General features: G+C 61.4%; 21 protein-coding genes. 13 read left to right on the forward strand and 8 right to left on the reverse strand.

What is annotated here, in order from left to right; translation table 11 throughout:
* Nucleotides 1–25 precede the first annotated feature (25 nt).
* Genes ctaD through JOE27_RS17025 form a run of 3 tightly spaced genes read left to right on the forward strand, consistent with a single transcriptional unit; the run spans nucleotide 26 to nucleotide 3096 of the window.
* A complete protein-coding gene (gene ctaD, locus JOE27_RS17015) occupies nucleotides 26–1615 on the forward strand; it encodes a cytochrome c oxidase subunit I (protein WP_012312075.1) in 1590 nt (529 codons plus the stop codon).
* A gap of 10 nt (nucleotides 1616–1625) precedes the next feature.
* On the forward strand, nucleotides 1626–2192 hold the full coding sequence (locus tag JOE27_RS17020; RefSeq protein ID WP_046786827.1) for a cytochrome c oxidase assembly protein: 567 nt from the start codon (nucleotides 1626–1628) through the stop codon (nucleotides 2190–2192).
* 16 nt (nucleotides 2193–2208) lie between these two features.
* Complete coding sequence (locus JOE27_RS17025; RefSeq protein WP_046786828.1) at nucleotides 2209–3096, forward strand: cytochrome c oxidase subunit 3; 888 nt, start codon at nucleotides 2209–2211, stop codon at nucleotides 3094–3096.
* A gap of 149 nt (nucleotides 3097–3245) precedes the next feature.
* Here JOE27_RS17025 and JOE27_RS17030 read toward each other — a convergent pair whose 3' ends face one another.
* On the reverse strand, nucleotides 3246–3449 hold the full coding sequence (locus JOE27_RS17030) for a twin transmembrane helix small protein (RefSeq protein ID WP_012312078.1): 204 nt from the start codon (nucleotides 3447–3449) through the stop codon (nucleotides 3246–3248).
* A gap of 51 nt (nucleotides 3450–3500) precedes the next feature.
* Here JOE27_RS17030 and JOE27_RS17035 point away from each other — a divergent pair, with 51 nt between their 5' ends.
* Genes JOE27_RS17035 through JOE27_RS17055 form a run of 5 tightly spaced genes read left to right on the forward strand, consistent with a single transcriptional unit; the run spans nucleotide 3501 to nucleotide 7382 of the window.
* The gene (locus JOE27_RS17035) at nucleotides 3501–4241 is read left to right on the forward strand and encodes an SURF1 family protein (RefSeq protein ID WP_174141087.1); all 741 of its coding nucleotides are present in this window, start codon (nucleotides 3501–3503) and stop codon (nucleotides 4239–4241) included.
* The gene (locus tag JOE27_RS17040) at nucleotides 4207–4791 is read left to right on the forward strand and encodes a hypothetical protein (protein WP_046786830.1); all 585 of its coding nucleotides are present in this window, start codon (nucleotides 4207–4209) and stop codon (nucleotides 4789–4791) included. Before JOE27_RS17035 ends, JOE27_RS17040 begins: the two co-directional genes overlap by 35 nt.
* A gap of 10 nt (nucleotides 4792–4801) precedes the next feature.
* Nucleotides 4802–5875 carry a COX15/CtaA family protein gene (locus JOE27_RS17045; protein WP_115273257.1) on the forward strand — a complete coding sequence of 358 codons (1074 nt, stop codon included), beginning with the start codon at nucleotides 4802–4804 and terminating at the stop codon, nucleotides 5873–5875.
* Complete coding sequence (cyoE, locus tag JOE27_RS17050) at nucleotides 5860–6753, forward strand: heme o synthase (RefSeq protein ID WP_115273258.1); 894 nt, start codon at nucleotides 5860–5862, stop codon at nucleotides 6751–6753. The genes JOE27_RS17045 and cyoE overlap by 16 nt, the downstream gene beginning before the upstream one ends.
* Nucleotides 6750–7382 carry an SCO family protein gene (locus tag JOE27_RS17055; protein WP_115273259.1) on the forward strand — a complete coding sequence of 211 codons (633 nt, stop codon included), beginning with the start codon at nucleotides 6750–6752 and terminating at the stop codon, nucleotides 7380–7382. Before cyoE ends, JOE27_RS17055 begins: the two co-directional genes overlap by 4 nt.
* Nucleotides 7383–7479: 97 nt before the next feature.
* Here JOE27_RS17055 and JOE27_RS17060 read toward each other — a convergent pair whose 3' ends face one another.
* The 5 genes from JOE27_RS17060 to aspA form a co-directional block, all read right to left on the reverse strand.
* Nucleotides 7480–8583, reverse strand: a complete 1104-nt coding sequence (locus tag JOE27_RS17060) for a polyamine ABC transporter substrate-binding protein (RefSeq protein WP_115273260.1) — start codon at nucleotides 8581–8583, stop codon at nucleotides 7480–7482.
* Nucleotides 8583–9626, reverse strand: coding sequence for a histone deacetylase family protein (locus JOE27_RS17065; protein ID WP_204919275.1), 1044 nt, complete (start codon nucleotides 9624–9626; stop codon nucleotides 8583–8585). The genes JOE27_RS17060 and JOE27_RS17065 overlap by 1 nt, the downstream gene beginning before the upstream one ends.
* A 111-nt stretch (nucleotides 9627–9737) precedes the next feature.
* Nucleotides 9738–10730 carry an AraC family transcriptional regulator gene (locus tag JOE27_RS17070; RefSeq protein WP_204919277.1) on the reverse strand — a complete coding sequence of 331 codons (993 nt, stop codon included), beginning with the start codon at nucleotides 10728–10730 and terminating at the stop codon, nucleotides 9738–9740.
* Nucleotides 10731–11019: 289 nt separating this feature from the next.
* The gene (locus JOE27_RS17075; protein WP_204919279.1) at nucleotides 11020–11838 is read right to left on the reverse strand and encodes a hypothetical protein; all 819 of its coding nucleotides are present in this window, start codon (nucleotides 11836–11838) and stop codon (nucleotides 11020–11022) included.
* Between the two features lie 429 nt (nucleotides 11839–12267).
* Nucleotides 12268–13692, reverse strand: coding sequence for an aspartate ammonia-lyase (aspA, locus tag JOE27_RS17080; RefSeq protein WP_042111854.1), 1425 nt, complete (start codon nucleotides 13690–13692; stop codon nucleotides 12268–12270).
* A 182-nt stretch (nucleotides 13693–13874) separates the two neighbouring features.
* Here aspA and JOE27_RS17085 point away from each other — a divergent pair, with 182 nt between their 5' ends.
* Nucleotides 13875–14792 (forward strand): LysR substrate-binding domain-containing protein, encoded by a 918-nt coding sequence (locus JOE27_RS17085; protein ID WP_182445235.1) that lies wholly within the window; start codon nucleotides 13875–13877, stop codon nucleotides 14790–14792.
* On the opposite strand, the gene JOE27_RS17090 is transcribed toward JOE27_RS17085, so the two are convergent.
* Nucleotides 14784–15404, reverse strand: coding sequence for a hypothetical protein (locus tag JOE27_RS17090; RefSeq protein WP_115273263.1), 621 nt, complete (start codon nucleotides 15402–15404; stop codon nucleotides 14784–14786). The genes JOE27_RS17085 and JOE27_RS17090 overlap by 9 nt on opposite strands.
* Before the next feature lie 271 nt (nucleotides 15405–15675).
* On the opposite strand from JOE27_RS17090, the gene purE reads away from it, so the two are divergent.
* From purE to JOE27_RS17110, 4 genes are all read left to right on the forward strand, one after another.
* Nucleotides 15676–16167, forward strand: a complete 492-nt coding sequence (purE, locus tag JOE27_RS17095) for a 5-(carboxyamino)imidazole ribonucleotide mutase (protein WP_003253304.1) — start codon at nucleotides 15676–15678, stop codon at nucleotides 16165–16167.
* Between the two features lie 10 nt (nucleotides 16168–16177).
* Nucleotides 16178–17260, forward strand: a complete 1083-nt coding sequence (locus JOE27_RS17100) for a 5-(carboxyamino)imidazole ribonucleotide synthase (protein ID WP_046786838.1) — start codon at nucleotides 16178–16180, stop codon at nucleotides 17258–17260.
* 108 nt (nucleotides 17261–17368) lie between these two features.
* Complete coding sequence (locus JOE27_RS17105; protein WP_046786839.1) at nucleotides 17369–17614, forward strand: GlsB/YeaQ/YmgE family stress response membrane protein; 246 nt, start codon at nucleotides 17369–17371, stop codon at nucleotides 17612–17614.
* 12 nt (nucleotides 17615–17626) lie between these two features.
* Nucleotides 17627–18196: a DUF3299 domain-containing protein gene (locus JOE27_RS17110; protein WP_174141084.1), complete on the forward strand. Its 570-nt coding sequence runs from the start codon at nucleotides 17627–17629 to the stop codon at nucleotides 18194–18196.
* An 82-nt stretch (nucleotides 18197–18278) separates the two neighbouring features.
* Here the strand turns inward: JOE27_RS17110 and JOE27_RS17115 are convergent, their stop codons facing one another.
* The gene (locus JOE27_RS17115; protein WP_119688036.1) at nucleotides 18279–19175 is read right to left on the reverse strand and encodes a D-hexose-6-phosphate mutarotase; all 897 of its coding nucleotides are present in this window, start codon (nucleotides 19173–19175) and stop codon (nucleotides 18279–18281) included.
* Nucleotides 19176–19220 lie beyond the last annotated feature (45 nt).

Consider the following 19220-nt stretch of genomic DNA (forward strand, 5'->3'; position numbering starts at 1 on the left):
GTCAGTGGGCTGCAGGAGACAGGACATGAGTGCAGTGATCGACGACCACGCCCACGGCCATGAGCATGCCCACGGCCCGGCAAAGGGCCTGATGCGCTGGGTGCTGACCACCAACCACAAGGACATCGGCACGATGTACCTGTGGTTCAGCTTCATCATGTTCCTCCTTGGCGGCTCGTTCGCCATGGTGATACGCGCCGAACTGTTCCAGCCCGGGCTGCAGATCGTCGAGCCGGCATTTTTCAACCAGATGACCACCATGCACGGCCTGATCATGGTGTTCGGCGCAGTGATGCCGGCCTTCGTCGGCTTGGCCAACTGGATGATCCCGCTGATGATCGGCGCGCCGGACATGGCCCTGCCGCGGATGAACAACTTCAGTTTCTGGCTGCTGCCGGCAGCGTTTCTGATGCTGGTATCGACCCTGTTCAGCCCTGGTGGCGGGCCGAACTTTGGCTGGACCTTCTACGCCCCGCTATCGACCACCTATGCCCCCGCCAGCGTGACCTTCTTCATCTTTGCCATCCACTTGATGGGTATCAGTTCGATCATGGGGGCCATCAACGTCATCGCCACCATTCTCAACCTGCGCGCACCGGGCATGACCCTGATGAAAATGCCGCTGTTCGTCTGGACCTGGCTGATCACGGCCTTCCTGCTGATCGCGGTGATGCCGGTGCTGGCCGGTGTGGTGACCATGATGCTGATGGATATCCACTTTGGCACCAGCTTCTTCAGTGCCGCCGGTGGCGGTGACCCGGTGCTGTTCCAGCATGTGTTCTGGTTCTTCGGCCACCCAGAGGTGTACATCATGATCCTGCCGGCCTTCGGCGCGGTCAGCTCGATCATCCCGGCGTTCTCGCGCAAGCCGCTGTTCGGCTACACCTCGATGGTCTATGCCACGGGTGCGATCGCCTTCCTGTCGTTCATCGTCTGGGCGCACCACATGTTCGTGGTCGGCATCCCGGTGGTGGGTGAGTTGTTCTTCATGTACGCGACCATGCTCATTGCCGTGCCCACCGGGGTGAAGGTGTTCAACTGGGTCAGCACCATGTGGGAAGGCTCGCTGACCTTCGAGACGCCGATGCTGTTCGCCATCGCCTTCGTCATATTGTTCACCATCGGTGGGTTCTCCGGGCTGATGCTGGCCATCGCGCCGGCAGACTTCCAGTACCACGACACCTACTTCGTGGTGGCGCACTTCCATTACGTGCTGGTGCCTGGGGCGATCTTCGGCATCTTCGCCTCGGCCTATTACTGGCTGCCGAAGTGGACCGGCCACATGTACGACGAAACCCTCGGCAAGCTGCATTTCTGGCTGTCGTTCATCGGCATGAACCTGGCCTTCTTCCCCATGCACTTCGTTGGCCTGGCCGGCATGCCGCGGCGCATTCCTGACTACAACCTGCAGTTCGCCGACTTCAACATGGTGTCATCGGTCGGTGCGTTCATGTTTGGTGCCACGCAGATCTTCTTCCTGTTCATCGTCATCAAGTGCATTCGCGGCGGCGCGCCGGCCCCGGCCAAACCCTGGGATGGTGCAGAGGGCCTTGAGTGGTCGGTCCCTTCGCCGGCGCCGTATCACACCTTCCAGACGCCACCGGATGTGAAATAGGTAACCGCCCATGACCGGCCAACCGCTCAAACGTCTGGTGCTGCGCCTGCTGATGCTGACGGTGGTGATGTTCGCCTTCGGCTTTGCCCTGGTGCCGATCTACGACGTCATGTGCAGGGCCTTCGGCATCAATGGCAAGACCGGCGGGCAGTATGAGGGTAGCCAGGTCAGCGATCCGACGCGTTCGGTGCGGGTGCAGTTCATGTCGACCAATGCCGGCGACATGGTCTGGGACTTCTATGCCACTGCCGACCAGCTCGCGGTCAACCCGGGGGCCGTCAACCAGATGATCTTCGTGGCTCACAACACCACTGACCGGCCGATGAGCGCCCAGGCCGTACCCAGCATCACACCGGCCGAGGCCGCGGCGTATTTCCACAAGACCGAGTGCTTCTGCTTTACCCAGCAGGTGCTGCAGCCCGGCGAACGTATCGAGATGCCTGTGCGCTTCATCGTCGACCGGGACCTGCCGGCCAGCGTGAAGCACCTGACACTGGCCTACACCTTGTTCGACATCACCGCTCGCCACCCGCCGGTCGCGCATGTCGCGCCCCAGGACGTTCAGGGCGCCCGTTAAGGGAAGGAGAACAGCAATGGCAAGTCATGACCACTACTACGTCCCTGCGCAGAGCAAGTGGCCGATCATTGCCACCATCGGCATGTTCGTCACGGTGTACGGCCTTGGCACGTGGTTCAACGACCTCAAGGCTGGCCACCCCGACTCCCATGGGCCGCTGATTTTCTTCGTCGGTGCCCTGCTGCTGGCCTACATGCTGTTCGGCTGGTTCGGGGCGGTCGTTAAGGAAAGCCACGCCGGGCTGTATAGCGCGCAGCTGGACCGCTCGTTCCGCTGGGGCATGAGCTGGTTCATCTTCTCCGAGGTGATGTTCTTCCTGGCCTTCTTTGGCGCGTTGTTCTACGTGCGGGTACTGGCCGGGCCATGGCTCGGTGGTGAAGGCGACAAGGGGGTCGCACACATGCTGTGGCCCAGTTTCGAATTCACCTGGCCCCTGCTCAATACCCCGGACCCCAAGCTGTTCCCGCCGGCCAAGGACGTCATCGACCCTTGGCACCTGCCTTTGATCAACACCATTTTGCTGGTCAGTTCGAGCGTGACCATCACCATCGCCCACCATGCACTGCGACGTGACCACCGTGGGGCGCTGAAGCTGTGGATGGCAATCACCATCCTGCTGGGGTTGAGCTTCATCGCGCTGCAGGCCTACGAATACTTCGAGGCCTACACCAAGTTGGGCCTGACGCTGGGCTCGGGGATCTACGGCGCAACCTTCTTCATGCTCACAGGCTTCCACGGTGCCCACGTTACCTTGGGCACGATCATTTTGATCGTCATGTTCGTGCGCATCCTGCGTGGGCACTTCAACCCGGACAAACACTTCGGCTTCGAGGCGGCAAGCTGGTATTGGCACTTCGTCGATGTGGTGTGGGTCGGTTTGTTCATCTTTGTATATGTGCTGTGAAGGGCGACGCAGCCCTTGTAGGAGCGGCCTTGTGTCGCGAAAGGGCCGCAGCGCGGACCCTGGATGTCGGCTCAAACGCATAAAGTGCCGGGGCTGCTCTGCAGCCCTTTCGCGACACAAGGCCGCTCCTACAAGTGGCGCAGAGAGGCTCAGAAAGGAGCGTGGGAGACCAGCTGGCCACTGATGAGGCCATAAGCAACCAGGGCGATGGTCAGGCAGGCCAAGGTGACACGCACGGTCAGTGCCTTGAGCAGGCGGGTCGAGTTCTCATCGTCCTTGACCAGAAACACCAGGCCGCTGAACAGGCTGGCAATGGTGGCCAACAGCATCATGACGATCGCGGCCTTGAGCATGGCGTTTCTCCGGGGGGATGCGGTGATGTGGATAAGTATAGCGAGGCGCCCGTGAGGCCGTTTCGCCCGGGCTGGGTACCCACCCTGGTAGTGCTTGCGCTGCTGCCGGGGTTGATTGCCCTTGGCTGCTGGCAATTGGGCCGAGCCGACGAAAAGCGCGCATTGCTGGCCAACCATGCCGAGCGCAGCGTCGACGCGCCGCTTTCCGCGGCCCAGTTGCAGTTGAGCAACGATACCGCCTTCCGCCGTGTGCACCTCTACGGCCGTTTCGATGCCGAGCACAGCGTGCTGCTGGACAATCGCATGCGCGACGGCCAGGCAGGCGTCGAGTTGCTGCAGCCCTTTCTCGACCAGCCCAGCGGCTTGTGGCTGTTGGTCAACCGCGGGTGGCTGCCCTGGCCCGACCGCCGCGTACCGGTGCCCTTCGACACCCCTGCGCAGGCTCTGGCCCTGGATGCCTCGGTATACGTAGCGCCCGGCAGCACCTTTCAATTGCACCCCGACCCCGTTGGCGGCCAATGGCCGCACCTGCTGACGGTCGTGAACCCCACACAACTGTGGCAACAGCTTCGGCGCGAAGGGTTCGCCCATGAATTGCGCCTGCAGCCCGGCCCGGCGGCTTACCGCCTGGACTGGCCGGTGGTCGCCATGGGCCCGGAAAAACACCTGGGTTATGCGGTGCAATGGTTCGCCCTGGCCACCGCACTGGTGCTGCTCTACCTCTACTTTGGCTGGCACAACAAAAAGGAGAACCGCCATGGCCGCCACCACCACTCCACTGGACCTGCCTGAACGTCGCAAACCCAGGGCCCGCGGGCGTTTGCAGCTGATCCTGATTCTGCTGGTGGTGCTCGGCCCGATGATCCTGGCCACCAGCATGTACAAGCTCAAGTTCTGGGTGCCGGAAGGCCGAAGCTATCACGGGACGATGATCGGCAATGGCCAGAGCCGCAGCGATATCGGCATCGCTGGCGAAGACGCACGTTGGCAACTGCTGGTCAGCGCCCCAGAAAGCTGTGCCGAAGACTGCCAGCGCCTGGTTTACCTGGCGCGGCAGATCCAGATTGGCCTTGGCCGGGACGCCAGCCGTGCCAGCCATGCCCTGGCCGCTGCCCAACCGTTGAGTGCCGGCTACCAGGCCTTGCTGGGGCGCGAGTACCCACAGCTGCAGCGTTATCCACTCGATACACAGCGCTACCTTCAGAAGGTAGGAGACCCCGCGCCGCAGCTGTGGATCGTCGACCCGCACGGCAACCTGGTGCTGCGCTATGACGGCAAGGTCAGCGGCAAGCATGTACTGGATGACCTGCGCCACCTGCTCAAGCTGTCCAACATCGGCTAGGAGCCCTGCCATGGCCAGACCCGGATTCCGCCTCGCTGTGTTCGCCACCCTGCTGGCGCTGCTGGTCGTACTGCTCGGTGCCTATACCCGTCTGACCCATGCTGGCCTGGGCTGCCCCGACTGGCCTGGCTGCTATGGCTTCATCAGCGTGCCGAAAACCGACGCGCAGCTGGCCCATGCCGAGCTGCACTTCCCCGAGCACCCGGTGGAGGTCGCCAAGGGCTGGGCCGAGATGGTCCATCGTTACTTTGCCGGCACGCTCGCCTTGGTGATTGCCTTGCTCGCCTTCCAGGCCGTGCGCCGGCATTCGCGCGACGGCCAGCCCTACCGCCTGCCGGTGCTGTTGCTAGGCGTTGTACTGGCCCAGGCGGCATTCGGCATGTGGACAGTGACCCTCAAGCTGTGGCCGCAGGTCGTCACCGCACACCTGCTGGGTGGCTTCACTACCCTGGCCTTGTTGTTCCTGCTGGCGCTGCGCCTGTCACGGGCCTTTGCACCGTTGCCTAAATTACCGCTGAGCTTGCGGCGGATTGCTGCCTTGGCGCTGCTGGTGGTGATCGGCCAGATTGCCTTGGGCGGCTGGGTCAGTTCCAACTATGCGGCCGTTGCCTGCACAGACTTGCCGACCTGCCATGGCCAGTGGTGGCCGGCAGCGGACTTCAGCAACGGTTTCCACCTGACCCAGCACGTCGGCCCCAACTACCTGGGCGGGCAACTGGACAGCGATGCGCGCACGGCCATCCACATCAGCCACCGCCTGGGCGCGCTGCTGGTCACTGGTGTGCTGCTGATGCTCAGCTGGAAGCTGCACCGCTGTGGCTTGCCTGGGTTGGGGCGCCTGGTACTGCTGGTGCTGGCGCTGCAGGTAGGCCTGGGCATCAGCAATGTGCTGCTGCACCTGCCTCTGGCGGTGGCTGTGGCGCATAACGCAGGCGGCGCCCTGTTGCTGCTGAGCATGGTGCTGGTCAACTACCGTATCCGCGTCGTCGACAAGGTGCGCGTGGGCCAGGGCTGGCGCCTGACGCCGGTGACAGGCGTGGGCGCGGCCCATCACTTGAGGAACGACTCGTGGCGACGCTTCTAACTGCGCAGCGTGCAGGCTGGCGCGACTATCTGGAGCTGACCAAGCCCAAGGTGGTGGTGCTGATGCTGATCACCTCGCTGGTGGGCATGTTCCTGGCGACCCGTGCCGGGGTACCTTGGAGCGTGCTGTTGTTCGGCAACCTGGGGATTGCCCTGTGCGCCGGGGGCGCTGCGGCGGTCAACCATGTGCTGGACCGGCGCATCGATGCGCTGATGGCCCGCACCCACAAGCGGCCGCTGGCCCAAGGGCGGGTCGCGCCACTGCCGGCGCTGCTGTTCGCCCTCGCCCTGGCGCTGCTGGGCATGGCCCTGTTGCTGGTGTTCACCAACGCCCTCGCCGCCTGGCTGACGCTTGCCTCTCTGCTCGGCTATGCGGTGCTCTATACCGGCTTTCTCAAGCGTGCGACCCCGCAGAACATCGTTATCGGTGGCCTTGCAGGCGCGGCCCCGCCGCTGCTTGGCTGGGTGGCAGTAAGTGGCCAAGTCAGTGCCGAGCCCTTGTTGCTGGTGCTGATCATCTTCGCCTGGACGCCGCCGCACTTCTGGGCCCTGGCCATTCACCGCAAGGAGGAGTATGCCAAGGCCGATATCCCGATGCTGCCGGTAACCCACGGCGAGCGCTACACCAAGCTGCACATCCTGCTCTATACCCTGATACTGCTGGCGGTGACCCTGCTGCCCTACGCCATCCACATGAGCGGCCCGTTGTACCTGGCCTGCGCCCTCGCCCTTGGCCTGCGCTTCCTGCAATGGGCCTGGGTGTTGTACCGTGGCAGCCGGCCGCACGCGGCGATCGGCACCTTCAAGTACTCTATCGGCTACCTGTTCGCGCTGTTCATTGCGTTGCTTGTTGACCACTACCTGTTGCTGAACCTATGACCCGAACCCAGAAAACCGTCTTCATCCTCGTTGCCCTGGTCGCGTTGATCATGGGCCTGACCGTCAACAAGGTGCTAAATGGCAGTGACCAGCCAAACCCCACCGAGCTGATCGATGCCGGCATCATCCTCTTGCCGCAGAGCCGCACAGTTGCCGACGTGACCATGACCAACCAGGACGGCCAGCCGGTGCAGCTCGACGATCTCAAGGGCAAGTGGTCGCTGCTGTTCTTTGGCTATACCTATTGCCCGGATATCTGCCCCACCACCCTGGCCCAGTTGCGCCAGGTGAAGAGCGAGCTGCCCAAGGAAGCGGTCGACCGGCTGCAGGTGGTACTGGTGAGTGTCGATCCGAACCGCGACACGCCGAACCAGCTCAAGCAGTACCTGGGTTATTTCGACAAGGATTTCGTCGGGGTGGTGGGGTCGATCGAGGATACCCAGAAGCTGGCCAATGCCTTGAGCATTCCGTTCATTCCGGCGGATACCAGCAAGCCCGGATATACCGTGGATCACAGCGGTAACCTGGCGATTGTCGGGCCGGATGGACGTCAGCGTGGGTTCATACGCGCGCCGTTCAACAACCAGAAGCTGGTGGCGCAGTTGCCGGGCCTTGTGAAGCGGGATTGAGATTGCTGGCCTGCTTTGCAGGCCATCGCGACACAAGGCCGCTCAACAAGGAACCGCGCTCTTCTGCAGGAGCGCGCGGTCCTGTTGCAAGACGGTATCAAGTCCCGGACTTGATCCTGGTCCAGGCCCGCGTCCTCGCCCGCTCTGCCTCACGCGTCAAAGGCTTGAGCGTATACAGCTTGGCCATCGCCTCCGCCGTTGGATACAGGTTGGGGTTGTTGCGGATCGCTGGGCTGACCTGGTCCGTCGCATCCTTGTTCGGGTTCGGGTACCCGACAAAGTCGCTGATCGGCGCAATCACCTCTGGGCGCAGCAGGTAGTTGATGAACGTATGCGCATCCTCCGGGTTGGCAGCGCCCTTCGGAATCGCCAGCATGTCGAACCAGATCGGCGCGCCCTCCTTGGGCAAACGCATGTCCACCACCACACCGTTTTTCGCATCCCGGGCGCGGTTTGCTGCCTGGGAGAAGCTGCCGGAATAACCAACGGCAACGCAGATGTCACCGTTGGCGATATCCGCCATGTACTTGGAAGAGTGGAAGTAGGTGATGTAGGGGCGGATCTTCTGCAGCAGAGCCTCGGCTTGCTTGTAGTCATCCGGCTTGCTGCTGTTGGGGTCCAGCCCCAGGTATTGCAACGCCAGCGGCAGGATCTCTGATGGCGAGTCGAGCAGCGCTACGCCGCACTGCTTGAGCTTGGCGATGTTCTCTTCCTTGAAGAGCAGGTCCCAGCTGTCCACGGGGGCCTTGTCGCCCAGTACCGCCTTGACCTTGTCCGGGTTGAAGCCGATCAGCACCGTGCCGTACATGTAGGGCACGGCGAACTTGTTGCCTGGGTCGTTGGCCTCGATGAGCTTCATCAGTGCCGGGTCCAGGTGTTGCCAGTTCGGCAGCTTGCTGCGGTCCAGTGGCTGGAACACCCCCGCCTCGATCTGCTTGGCGAGAAAGACGTTGGACGGTACTACCACGTCGTAGCCGGAGTTGCCTGTCAGCAGCTTCGCTTCCAGGGCTTCGTTGGTGTCGAAGATGTCGTAGACCAGCTTGACGCCGCTGTCCTTCTGGAAGCCGGTCAAGGTTTGCGGGGTGATGTAATCGAACCAGTTGTAGACGCGCAAGGTGCGCTGTTCGGCTTGTGCCTGGACGGCGCCGGTGAACAGGGTGGCAGCTATGAGTGGGGCGAGCAGGCGCTTGAGTCGGGCCATTATCGGGCTCCTGGCTGGGCGAGCTGGAAGCCTTCCAGCACATTGACCGCGTTGATACCGATTTCTTCCACTGCGTAGCCGCCTTCCATCACGAACAAGGTCGGCTTGCCGAGCTGGGCGATGCGTTTGCCCATCTCCAGATAGTCCGGGCTGTCCAGCTTGAACTGGGAGATAGGGTCATCCTTGAAGGTGTCCACGCCCAGAGAGATGACCAAAACGTCGGCATCGTAATCGGCGATGCGCCGGCAGGCGTCTTCCAGCGCGGCGCTCCAGGCTGCCCAGTCGCTGCCGGTAGGCAGCGGGTAATTGATGTTGCAGCCTTCGCCCGCGCCTGCGCCGGTTTCGTCCGCGTAGCCCAGGAAGAACGGGAACTCGTCTTGCGGGTCGCCGTGGATCGAGGCGAAGAACACGTCATCGCGCTGGTAGAAGATGTCCTGGGTGCCATTGCCATGGTGGTAATCGACGTCAAGGATAGCCACCTTGGCCCTGCCTTGGTCGAGGAAGGCCTGGGCAGCAATCGCGGCGTTGTTCAGGTAGCAGTAACCTCCCATGACCTCGGCGGCGGCGTGATGCCCTGGTGGGCGGCACAGGGCGAAGGCCGCATGGGCGCCTTGCTCGATTGCAGCTTGGGCGGTGAGGGCAACCTGTGCTGCGCTGTAGGCGGCCTGCCAGGTGCCTGCGGTGATGGGCGCGCCGGCATCGAAACTGTAGTAGCCCAACTCGCCATGCAGGCCGGTGGGTTTGACTTGGCGCAAGGTGCGTGCCGGCCAGGTGAAGGGCAACAAGTCGCCCTCCTGACCCAGCGCCGCCCAACGTGCCCAGGCACCTTCGAAGAAGTCGAGATAGTCTGCGCTGTGGATGCGCTGCAGTGGTGCACGGCCAAAATCGGTCGGGGCCTGGACATCACCGAGGTTGCGCTTTTTCACCTGCTCGAGCACATGGTCAGCACGCGAAGGCATTTCGAAGCAGGGCATCAGCTTGCCGTCGATCAGCTCGCAGCGGCCGTGGTGCAGGCGGTGGTCATCGGAATAGATCGTCAGCATTGTTGTTCTCCGGTAGTACTGGCGTTGGCCCATTTTCACGGGCTGCCGGGCGCGGGAGAACGACGCAAACGGCCAAAAGGGGATCGATGTGGCCAAGCTCGCCGGCCTTGATCAACCTCGGAAATGGCTGGGCGCCACACCGCTCCAACGCTGGAAGGCATGCCGGAAGCTTGCCGTCTCACTGAACCCCAAGCGCTCGGCAATTCGGTAGATCGGCATCTGCCCCTCGGCCAGCAGCTGCTTGGCTCGCTCGAATCGCAGCTCATCGAGCAGCTGTTGATAACTGCTGCCCAGCGCCTGTAAGTGCCGGCGCAAGGTACGAGACGAGCAGTTCATCTGCCGCGCCAAGCCTTCCAGGCCGGGGGCAGCGTCCAGTTGCTGCAGCAGTAATTGGCGTATCCGCCCCAGCCAGGCCTGGCGCCCGGTGAATTCAAGGTTCAGGCGCCGGCAGCGCTCGCTCATGGCTTTGTGGGTGATCGGGTCGGCCAGGGGCAGTGGGGCGTTCAGCCAGCGCCGCTCGAAAGCAAAAGCGTTGTCCGGCGCGTCGAACCCGAGCGGGCACGGGAAAGCATCGGTATAGCGGGCGTGATAGTCGGGCCGAGCATGTTCGAAACGCGCGCCGAGCAGCGGCAGCGGGCGGCCCAGCAGGTCGTCACAGATGACTTTGAGCGAGACCAGGCAGAACTCGGCATTGAAAGCGGCCAGCGCCGGGAGGTCGCGGTATTCATCGGCGCTAAGCCAGATGCGCTGGCCATCGTCTATCAGGCGTAAGCGAAAGACTGTTCCCAGCAGTGCCGGATACTGCAAAGCAAGGCGCAAGGCGTCACCCAAAGTGGCACTGGAGAGCAGGGCGTAACCCAGCATGCCGTAGCACGACACATGCATGCGTCTGCCCAGCTCCAGGCCGATGTCTTCACGCCGTGCCACGGCGTTGGCGCATACCTGCAGCTCTTGCTGGGTGGTGATGCGGGCATCGGCATGGCCAAGGTCTGCCGGGCCTATACCGCTGCCAGCCAGCAGCGCCGTTGCCTCGCACCCCTGTTCCTGAAACAGGTTGAGGATCAGCGAAACCGCGTTGAGGGTGGTCAGGTGGCTGTGCAGCATGCTCGCTATTCCCGGGACAGGTATGAATAGATGAGCAATTTGCATGCCGTTATCGCAATCGGCGTTGACTCGCGGAAGGTACAATGCCCGTGGCGATCATTAAAGCCACCGGCCAGGAGCCCAGTGTGACTGCGCTACGCACTTGGCTCCCGCCGAGGGGCTTAAGGATGCAGCCAGAAAGGCTTGGTTACATTGGCGCGACGTCCCGGCATTGCCTGGCCAAGCGTCATCCGCTTTGGTTTGCCGGCGATCGGGTTCACCTGGAAAGCAACGATAATCATCTTGGCGCTTAGACGGCACTCGAAATGACGACGGCCAACATATCCGCCAACGTATCTGTCCAGAAATTTGCTGTGTCGAATTTACCGGCGCCTCCATAACTCGTCATTCCGTTTCCGCTGCGGTAGAGGGTGCAAACAACAACTTCATCATCTGCTATCGAGTTTTCATCGTAGGTTTTTGACCTATTCAGCGAGCGACCTTGATCCGCGTTCTTGATGGGCCAGGGTATCCCGTGGTCTGGCATGGAACTTCCCCGCATCCACATAATACGGTCGTTTTCTTCTTTTGCCGCTTTCATTTTTGCAGCTTGACTATCAATCGTATCCCATTTTGGCTTGGCTATCCGCTCCAGGAAAACGTCCTGCCCTCTCAATGATTTGATAACTGGCGCTAAAATTTCATTGATGGTGTCAGTATGGTTTATATAGAACTCTAGTGGCAAAAGCATGTAGCTGCTGTCATAAATATTTGCAGGAATGGTGTTGCTTTTCACGATCACCACCATGCGTAATTTTCTGATTTTTTCTCCTAATTCGACTACGGATCCAGGAAAAAGCTTATGGGCGAGGACTGGCAGAACGAAGGTATCACCTTGCCTTTTTGCTTCCCCGCTATTCCAGGTGCCCATCAGCAGGGTGGTATCAGAGGGATCATAAATGAAGTTTTTATCGAGTAGCCCCTCGTAGCTGGAAGCATTGCCTAAACTATAGTCGCCCAGGCGATGTTCAGGGGCGTGCGGACTGGCGGGGTCTTCAATAACATAAGGATGAGTTTCAAAGCCTGTCCGAGGAGCCTTTACGATGCGAGTGATTTTATAGTTTTTCATGACACGTCTCTTTGAGGAGTTGGTAGTCCGAATGCTAATTTCACTCAATGGCTGCGGCAACTGGTAAAAATGATAGTTTTGACAGGTAAACAAGGGTAGTGGCGCTAAGCTAATTTGAGGCCCTTATTCGAAACGACATTCAGATATAAAAGGTGGTGGGCTTCCGGAAAGAGATTTCTCACCCCCAAGAGAAAGAACCTGCTGTTCCGCTTGTCTTAGGCAGGCGCAGTCATCGCTTCACAATCCCAAGCGGTGGTGGGGCTTTGGTTTGCTCGCACGAATATCACCCATCAATCCGGCGTCCTTGTTTGCGTCTTTCCCGGATTGCGTGAAGAACAAAAAAAGGGCCCGGAGCGTGCGCTCGGGCCCTTGAAAGGTCGAGAGGTGTCTAGTCCCTCAAACCTGGTGAGACTGTTTGCAGCAGCCGGGTTACGCCTTCAGCGGAACCAGACGTGGAGCGATCATGTTTTCCGGGCGCAGGATGTCGTTGAGCATCACTTCGTCCAGCAGCTGTTCTTCGCGCACCAGTTCCAGCACACCACGGCCGGTTTCCAGGGCTACGCGGGCGATACGGGTGGCGTTTTCGTAGCCGATGTAGGGGTTCAGGGCGGTGACCAGGCCGATCGAGTGCTCGACCAGTTCACGGCAGCGCTGTTCGTTGGCAGTGATGCCGACGATGCAGTGCTCGCGCAGCATGTCCATGGCACGCTGGAGCAGGCGGATCGAGTCGAAGATCTTGTAGGCGATCAGCGGCTCCATCACGTTCAGCTGCAGCTGGCCACCTTCGGCGGCGACGGTCAGGGCCAGGTCGTTGCCCATGATGGCGAAGGCAACCTGGTTGACGGCTTCCGGGATGACCGGGTTGACCTTGCCTGGCATGATCGAGCTGCCTGGCTGGCGCGCTGGCAGGTTGATCTCGTTGATGCCGGTGCGTGGGCCGCTGGACAGCAGGCGCAGGTCGTTGCAGATCTTCGACAGCTTGACCGCAGTACGCTTGAGCATGCCGGAGAACAGCACGAAGGCGCCCATGTCGGAGGTGGCTTCGATCAGGTCGGCAGCCGGTACCAGCGGCTGGCCGCTGATGGTCGCCAGGCGCTGTACGGCCAGGGCCTGGTAGCCAGGGTCGGCGTTGATGCCGGTGCCGATGGCGGTACCGCCCAGGTTGATTTCGGTCAGCAGTTCCGGGGCCAGCGAGCGCAGGCGCTGCAGGTCTTCGGTCATGGTGGTGGCGAAGGCGCGGAATTCCTGGCCCAGGGTCATCGGCACGGCGTCCTGCAGCTGGGTGCGGCCCATCTTCAGTACGTGGTCGAACTCTTTACCTTTGGCAGCGAAGGCCTGGATCAGGCTGTCGAGGCTGGCCAGCAGCGCGTCGTGGCCCAGCAGCAGGCCCAGACGGATGGCGGTCGGGTAAGCGTCGTTGGTCGACTGCGCCATGTTCACGTCGTTGTTCGGGTGCAGGTACTGGTACTCACCCTTCTGGTGGCCCATGGCCTCCAGTGCGACGTTGGCGATGACTTCGTTGGCGTTCATGTTGGTGGAAGTACCAGCGCCACCTTGAATCATGTCCACAACGAACTGGTCGTGGAAGTCACCGCGGATCAGGCGGGCGCAGGCCTCGCTGATGGCGGCGTGCTTGGCATCGCTCAGGTGCCCCAGCTCGCGGTTGGCGTCGGCAGCGGCCTGCTTGACCATGGCAAGTGCCACGACCAGCTTCGGGTAGTGCGACAGCGGAACACCGGAGAGATGGAAGTTGTTGGCAGCGCGCAGAGTCTGGATGCCGTAGTAGGCATCGGCAGGGACTTCAAGGGTACCAAGCAGATCTTTTTCGACGCGGAACGATGCAGCGGAGGACATGATGGATATCATCTCGATTTTGACCCGGCACATGCCGGAATGGCGCCAATCCTAGGCCTTAAGGGGATTTTGCGGCCAATGCTGTTGCACGCTAACCTATGCACAAACGGCATAGTGTTTGATGTGACGCCAATTGACATTCGAGCGTGTTCCATTTTGGTGCATGCCGGGAGATTCGCTTAGTGAACCTAGAAAGCAAATGGCTGGAAGACTTCAGTGCGCTGGCCGCCACCCGTAGTTTTTCCCAGGCGGCGGAGCGCCGTTTCGTCACCCAGCCGGCGTTCAGCCGACGTATTCGTAGCCTGGAGGCGGCGCTTGGCCTGACGCTGGTGAATCGTTCCCGCACGCCCGTCGAGCTGACGGCGGCTGGTCAACTTTTTCTGGTTACGGCGCGCACAGTTGTCGACCAGTTGAGCGAAGTTCTACGCCATTTGCATCATCTTGAAGGTGGCCAGGGCGAGGTGATCCAGGTGGCGGCGGCGCACTCGCTGGCATCAGGCTTTTTCCCTCGCTGGGTTGCACAACTGCGTAACGATGGTTTGAACATCGCCACACGGCTGGTAGCCACCAACGTCGGTGATGCTGTGCATGCCTTGCGCGAAGGCGGCTGCGATTTGATGCTGGCTTTCTATGACCCGGATGCGGCGCTGCAGATGGACGCCGAAATTTTCCCGTCGCTGCACATGGGGACCACCGAAATGCTTCCCGTCTGCGCCGTGGGGGCCGATGGAAAGCCGATGTTCGACCTTGAGGGCGATGCCAGCGTACCGTTGCTTGCTTACAGTGCCGGCGCCTTCCTTGGCCGCTCCGTGAGCCTGCTGCTGCGCCAGCGTAATTTGCGTTACACCACGGTCTATGAAACAGCCATGGCTGACAGTTTGAAGAGCATGGCGTTGGAAGGCATGGGCGTTGCCTGGGTGCCCCGGCTTTCAATGCGTGGCGAACTGGAGCGTGGCGAGTTGGCCATCTGCGGAGGGGCCCAGTGGCATGTGCCACTGGAAATCCGCTTGTATCGCTGTGCATTGGTGCGCAAGGCCAACGTGCGCCTGCTCTGGCGCAAGCTCGAGTCCGCTGGTGCTCAAGGTGAAGGCTCAGTGTGAGTTGTACTTGAGGTAGTCGGCGATGTTCGCCCGGTTCTTGTCGCTGTACCGGTAGCAGTTCGATCGGGCCGGAATTCGGGGGTGTGTGTAGGTTTCGCACACCCATCCGTTGAACTTCAGTTCGGCGTCTTCATGCGTGGCGGAAAGCAGATGGCCGATTTCATGGGCGGCGCTGCTGTAAGCGGCCAATGAGGCGATGGCGGTGTTCTGTTTGAAGTACGCCAGGCCCGCATTGTAGTTAAGCCCGCTGTGGTCATAGCTGTTGCGCGTCATCAGCAGGTGCTTGTTCATGAACGAGAAGGGGTGGTTCGAGGTCAGTTCAAGCACTCCTTGGGTGAACGCCTCAAGAATCTGACTCGATGGCACGCCTTGATAATCAATATCGGTGATGCCGGGCACGTTGCGTCGCAAGATCAGTTCCGTGGGGTGGGAGGTGAAACTGCGCATCTCATCGAGCCAGTGCTGAAAGTAATCGTTGTGCAATTGCTCGTCGCTGATGCTGGCCAGTTCGTCGTGAAGGTAAACGGTCACAACCAGCGACTTGGCCGCTACTGCGCAAGGCAGCTGCAGGGACAGCAGGAGGCTGAAAAAGAACGTGAGGGTCTTGGGCATGGCGATTCTCCAAGGAGATTGAAATTGGCGGGCGCAATCGTCACCACCCGGAATGCCTTTCGGCAGTGGGAAAAAGTTGTCCCACGAGACAGCTTGCCCTTTGATCCGACATGTGCTTGTAGGGGTGGGCGGGCCGACTTGAAATACGCTACAATCCCGCGCCTTCGGCCGACCCGGTCGATTCAGAATCCGTATGACAAGCCACGCCGGTCCACCTGCGTGGCTTGTTGCTTTTAGCGCGCCAGAAGGCGCTTGCAGGAGAGGCTCGACGATGAGTGCACTGGTTGGCGTGATCATGGGCTCCAAGTCCGATTGGTCCACCCTTAGCCACACCGCCGATATGCTGGAAAAACTCGGCATTCCCTACGAAGTGAAGGTGGTTTCCGCCCACCGCACCCCGGATCTGCTGTTCCAGTACGCTGAAGAAGCCGAAGGGCGTGGCATCGAGGTGATCATCGCCGGCGCTGGTGGCGCTGCGCACCTGCCTGGCATGTGCGCCGCCAAGACCCACCTGCCGGTGCTGGGTGTGCCGGTACAGTCGTCGATGTTGTCGGGTGTCGACTCGCTGCTGTCGATCGTGCAGATGCCTGCCGGCGTACCGGTTGCCACCCTGGCCATCGGCCGTGCCGGCGCGGTCAACGCCGCGCTGCTGTCGGCGAGCATCCTCGGTGCCAAATACCCGCAGTATCACGCGGCGCTCAAGCAGTTCCGCACCGAGCAGACCGACACTGTGCTGGACAATCCAGACCCACGTCAGGCTTGAGGCTGAACCCATGAAGATCGGTGTTATCGGTGGCGGCCAGCTGGGCCGCATGCTGGCTCTGGCGGGCACCCCGCTGGGCATGAACTTCGCCTTCCTCGACCCGGCGCCGGACGCCTGCGCGGCGCCACTTGGCGAGCACCTGCGTGCCGACTACGGCGACCAGGACCACCTGCGCCAGCTGGCAGACGAAGTCGACCTGGTGACCTTCGAGTTCGAAAGCGTCCCGGCCGAGACCGTCGCCTTCCTCTCGCAGTTCGTCCCGGTGTACCCGAGCGCCGAAGCGCTGCGTATCGCCCGCGACCGCCTGTTCGAGAAGAGCATGTTCCGCGACCTGGGCATTCCAACCCCGGCCTTCGCCGACATCCTCTCGCAGGCCGACCTTGATGCGGCGGTGGCCAGCATCGGCCTGCCGGCCGTGCTCAAGACCCGGACCCTGGGTTACGACGGCAAGGGCCAGAAGGTTCTGCGCACCCCTGAAGATGTGGTGGGTACCTTTGCCGAGCTGGGCAGCGTGCCGTGCCTGCTGGAAGGCTTCGTGCCGTTCACCGGCGAAGTATCCCTGGTGGCCGTGCGAGCACGCGATGGCGAAACCCGCTTCTACCCGTTGGTGCACAACACCCACGAGAGCGGCATCCTGCGCCTGTCCGTGGCAAGCCAGGCGCACCCTCTGCAGGGCCTGGCCGAAGATTATGTCGGCCGTGTGCTCAAGCAGCTGGACTATGTGGGTGTGATGGCCTTCGAGTTCTTTGAAGTCGACGGTGGCCTCAAGGCCAACGAGATCGCGCCGCGTGTGCACAACTCCGGGCACTGGACCATCGAAGGCGCCGAGTGCAGCCAGTTCGAAAACCACCTGCGCGCCGTTGCCGGCCTGCCGCTGGGTTCGACTGCCAAGGTTGGCGAGAGCGCCATGCTCAACTTCATCGGTGAAGTGCCGGCAGTGGACAAGGTCATCGCCATCGATGACTGCCACCTGCATCACTATGGCAAGGCCTTCAAGGCCGGGCGCAAGGTAGGCCACGCCACCTTGCGTTGCCAGGACATGGCCACCCTCGAGCGCAAGATTGCCGAAGTAGAGGCCCTGATCAGCAACTGATCGGGCATCTGATCGAACTTCTGCAAGCGGTTCGCCCTCTGAAATGGCAACAAGCCAAAGCGCTGTCTAGGCTTTGGCTTGCTCCATCTTCACTGCAGAGGGATTGCCATGGGTATCATTGGAACTATCTTCATCGGCCTCATCGTTGGTCTGCTGGCGCGCTTCATCAAGCCCGGTGACGACAGCATGGGCTGGATCATGACCATCCTGCTGGGTATTGCCGGCTCCTTGATCGCCACGTATGGCGGCCAGGCGCTGGGTATTTACCAGGCCGGGCAGGCAGCGGGCTTCTTCGGCGCGCTGGTGGGTGCCATCGTCCTTCTGGTGATCTACGGATTCATCAAGAAACGCTGAATACTGGTTAGAATGCCCGGCAATTCATCCGAGTTGCCGAGCATCTTCATGCGTGCGTTATTCCTCATCCCCATGCTCCTGGCCAGCTCCCTGGCCCATGCCGAACTGCCTGAAACCGACTGGCTCGAGCTGATGCCCAAGTCGGACCAGAAAGCCCTCGAGCAAATGCCCGAGATCGACCACAACTCGCCGGAGGCGATGGGTACCTTCACCGACAAGGGCGGCTTGAAGCAAAGCAAGGGCCTGCCGGCGGTGATGTACTCGACCAAGACCGTGGCCGCCATGAATGGCAAGGAAATTCGTCTCGGTGGTTACCCCGTGCCGCTTGAAAGCGATGCCAAGGGCAACAGCACGCTGTTCTTCTTGGTGCCGTACCCGGGCGCCTGCATCCATGTACCGCCGCCGCCACCCAACCAGCTGGTGCTGGTGCGCTATCCGAAGGGCTTGAAGATCGATGACATCTACACGCCGTTGTGGGTCAGCGGGACGTTGAAGGTGGAAAAGGTCAGCAACGACCTGGCCGATGCGGCGTATGCGCTGGAAGCCCGGAAGGTGAGGGTAGTGGAGGACGCTGACCTGTGAAGGGGCTGCTCCTGCAGGTATGCGCGATCTCTGAGCGGCCTTGTGTCGCGAAAGGACCGCACAGCGGTCCCAGGCAGTTGAATCAAAGCGCTACGCTGCCAATTGCCACTTGCAGGGAATGAACCGCCCCAGGCTTCAACTCCACCACATCGTCCCAGACATTCGCCGTCTCGATGCACAGCATCCGCTGCCAGCCATCATCGGCCATGTCAGGCAAATCCCGGGCTCTGTCGGTCCATGGGTTCCAGATCACCGCTGAACGTGAACCGCTGCTGGTCAGGGTAATGCGCCGGTTCCAGTGCGGGTCGACAATGCTCAGTTGTGCAGGCGTATTCAGGTAGATGCGATCGGTCTCACCGGTGAACGTCAGCGCACCCTGCTGCTGGCGCTGTTCCCAGTCAGCCAGGGTCTCGATGTAGCCCAGCCCGTCGACACCCTCGACGCGCGCCTGGCGCACATCGCTGACGGCAAAGTAGCTGTGCAGGGCCTGGCTGATGGTGACAGGGGTATTGCCCCTGTTACGGCTGGTGAGGGTCAGTTCAAGCGCATCACCCATGACGATCAGCAGCTTCAGCTCCACATCATGCGGCCACTCTGGCAGATCGCCCTGGGCCTTTGGCAGTTCGAATTCGATGCGCAGCGCGCCGGCTGCCTCTTCGATGCCCAACAGTTGCCAGTCACATGTGCGGGCCAACCCATGGGCGGGAGCCTGCGTGCCACGGTACATGCCCTGAACGGATTCGGGGTTGCGCTGCAGGTTGCCGAACCACGGCCAGCACACCGGCACACCTGCGCGCACCGACTTACCCTGACGGAACATGGCCTGGTCACTCAGCCACAGCAGTGGCGGCTCGCCAATGTGCTGGTAGCTGAGGATCTGGGCGCCTTGCTGGGCGATCAGTAGTTCGGCACGGTCGCTGGTGATACGCCAGCAGTTGAGTTCGCCGTGTTGCTCGGTTACAACCTGGAAGGTAGCCATTGCGCTCGTCTCATTGATTGCCTGTGGGCCTTCGACCCGGTGGCT

It is taken from the genome of Pseudomonas sp. M5 (genome assembly GCF_016907075.1).
GTDB lineage: Bacteria > Pseudomonadota > Gammaproteobacteria > Pseudomonadales > Pseudomonadaceae > Aquipseudomonas > Aquipseudomonas putida_E.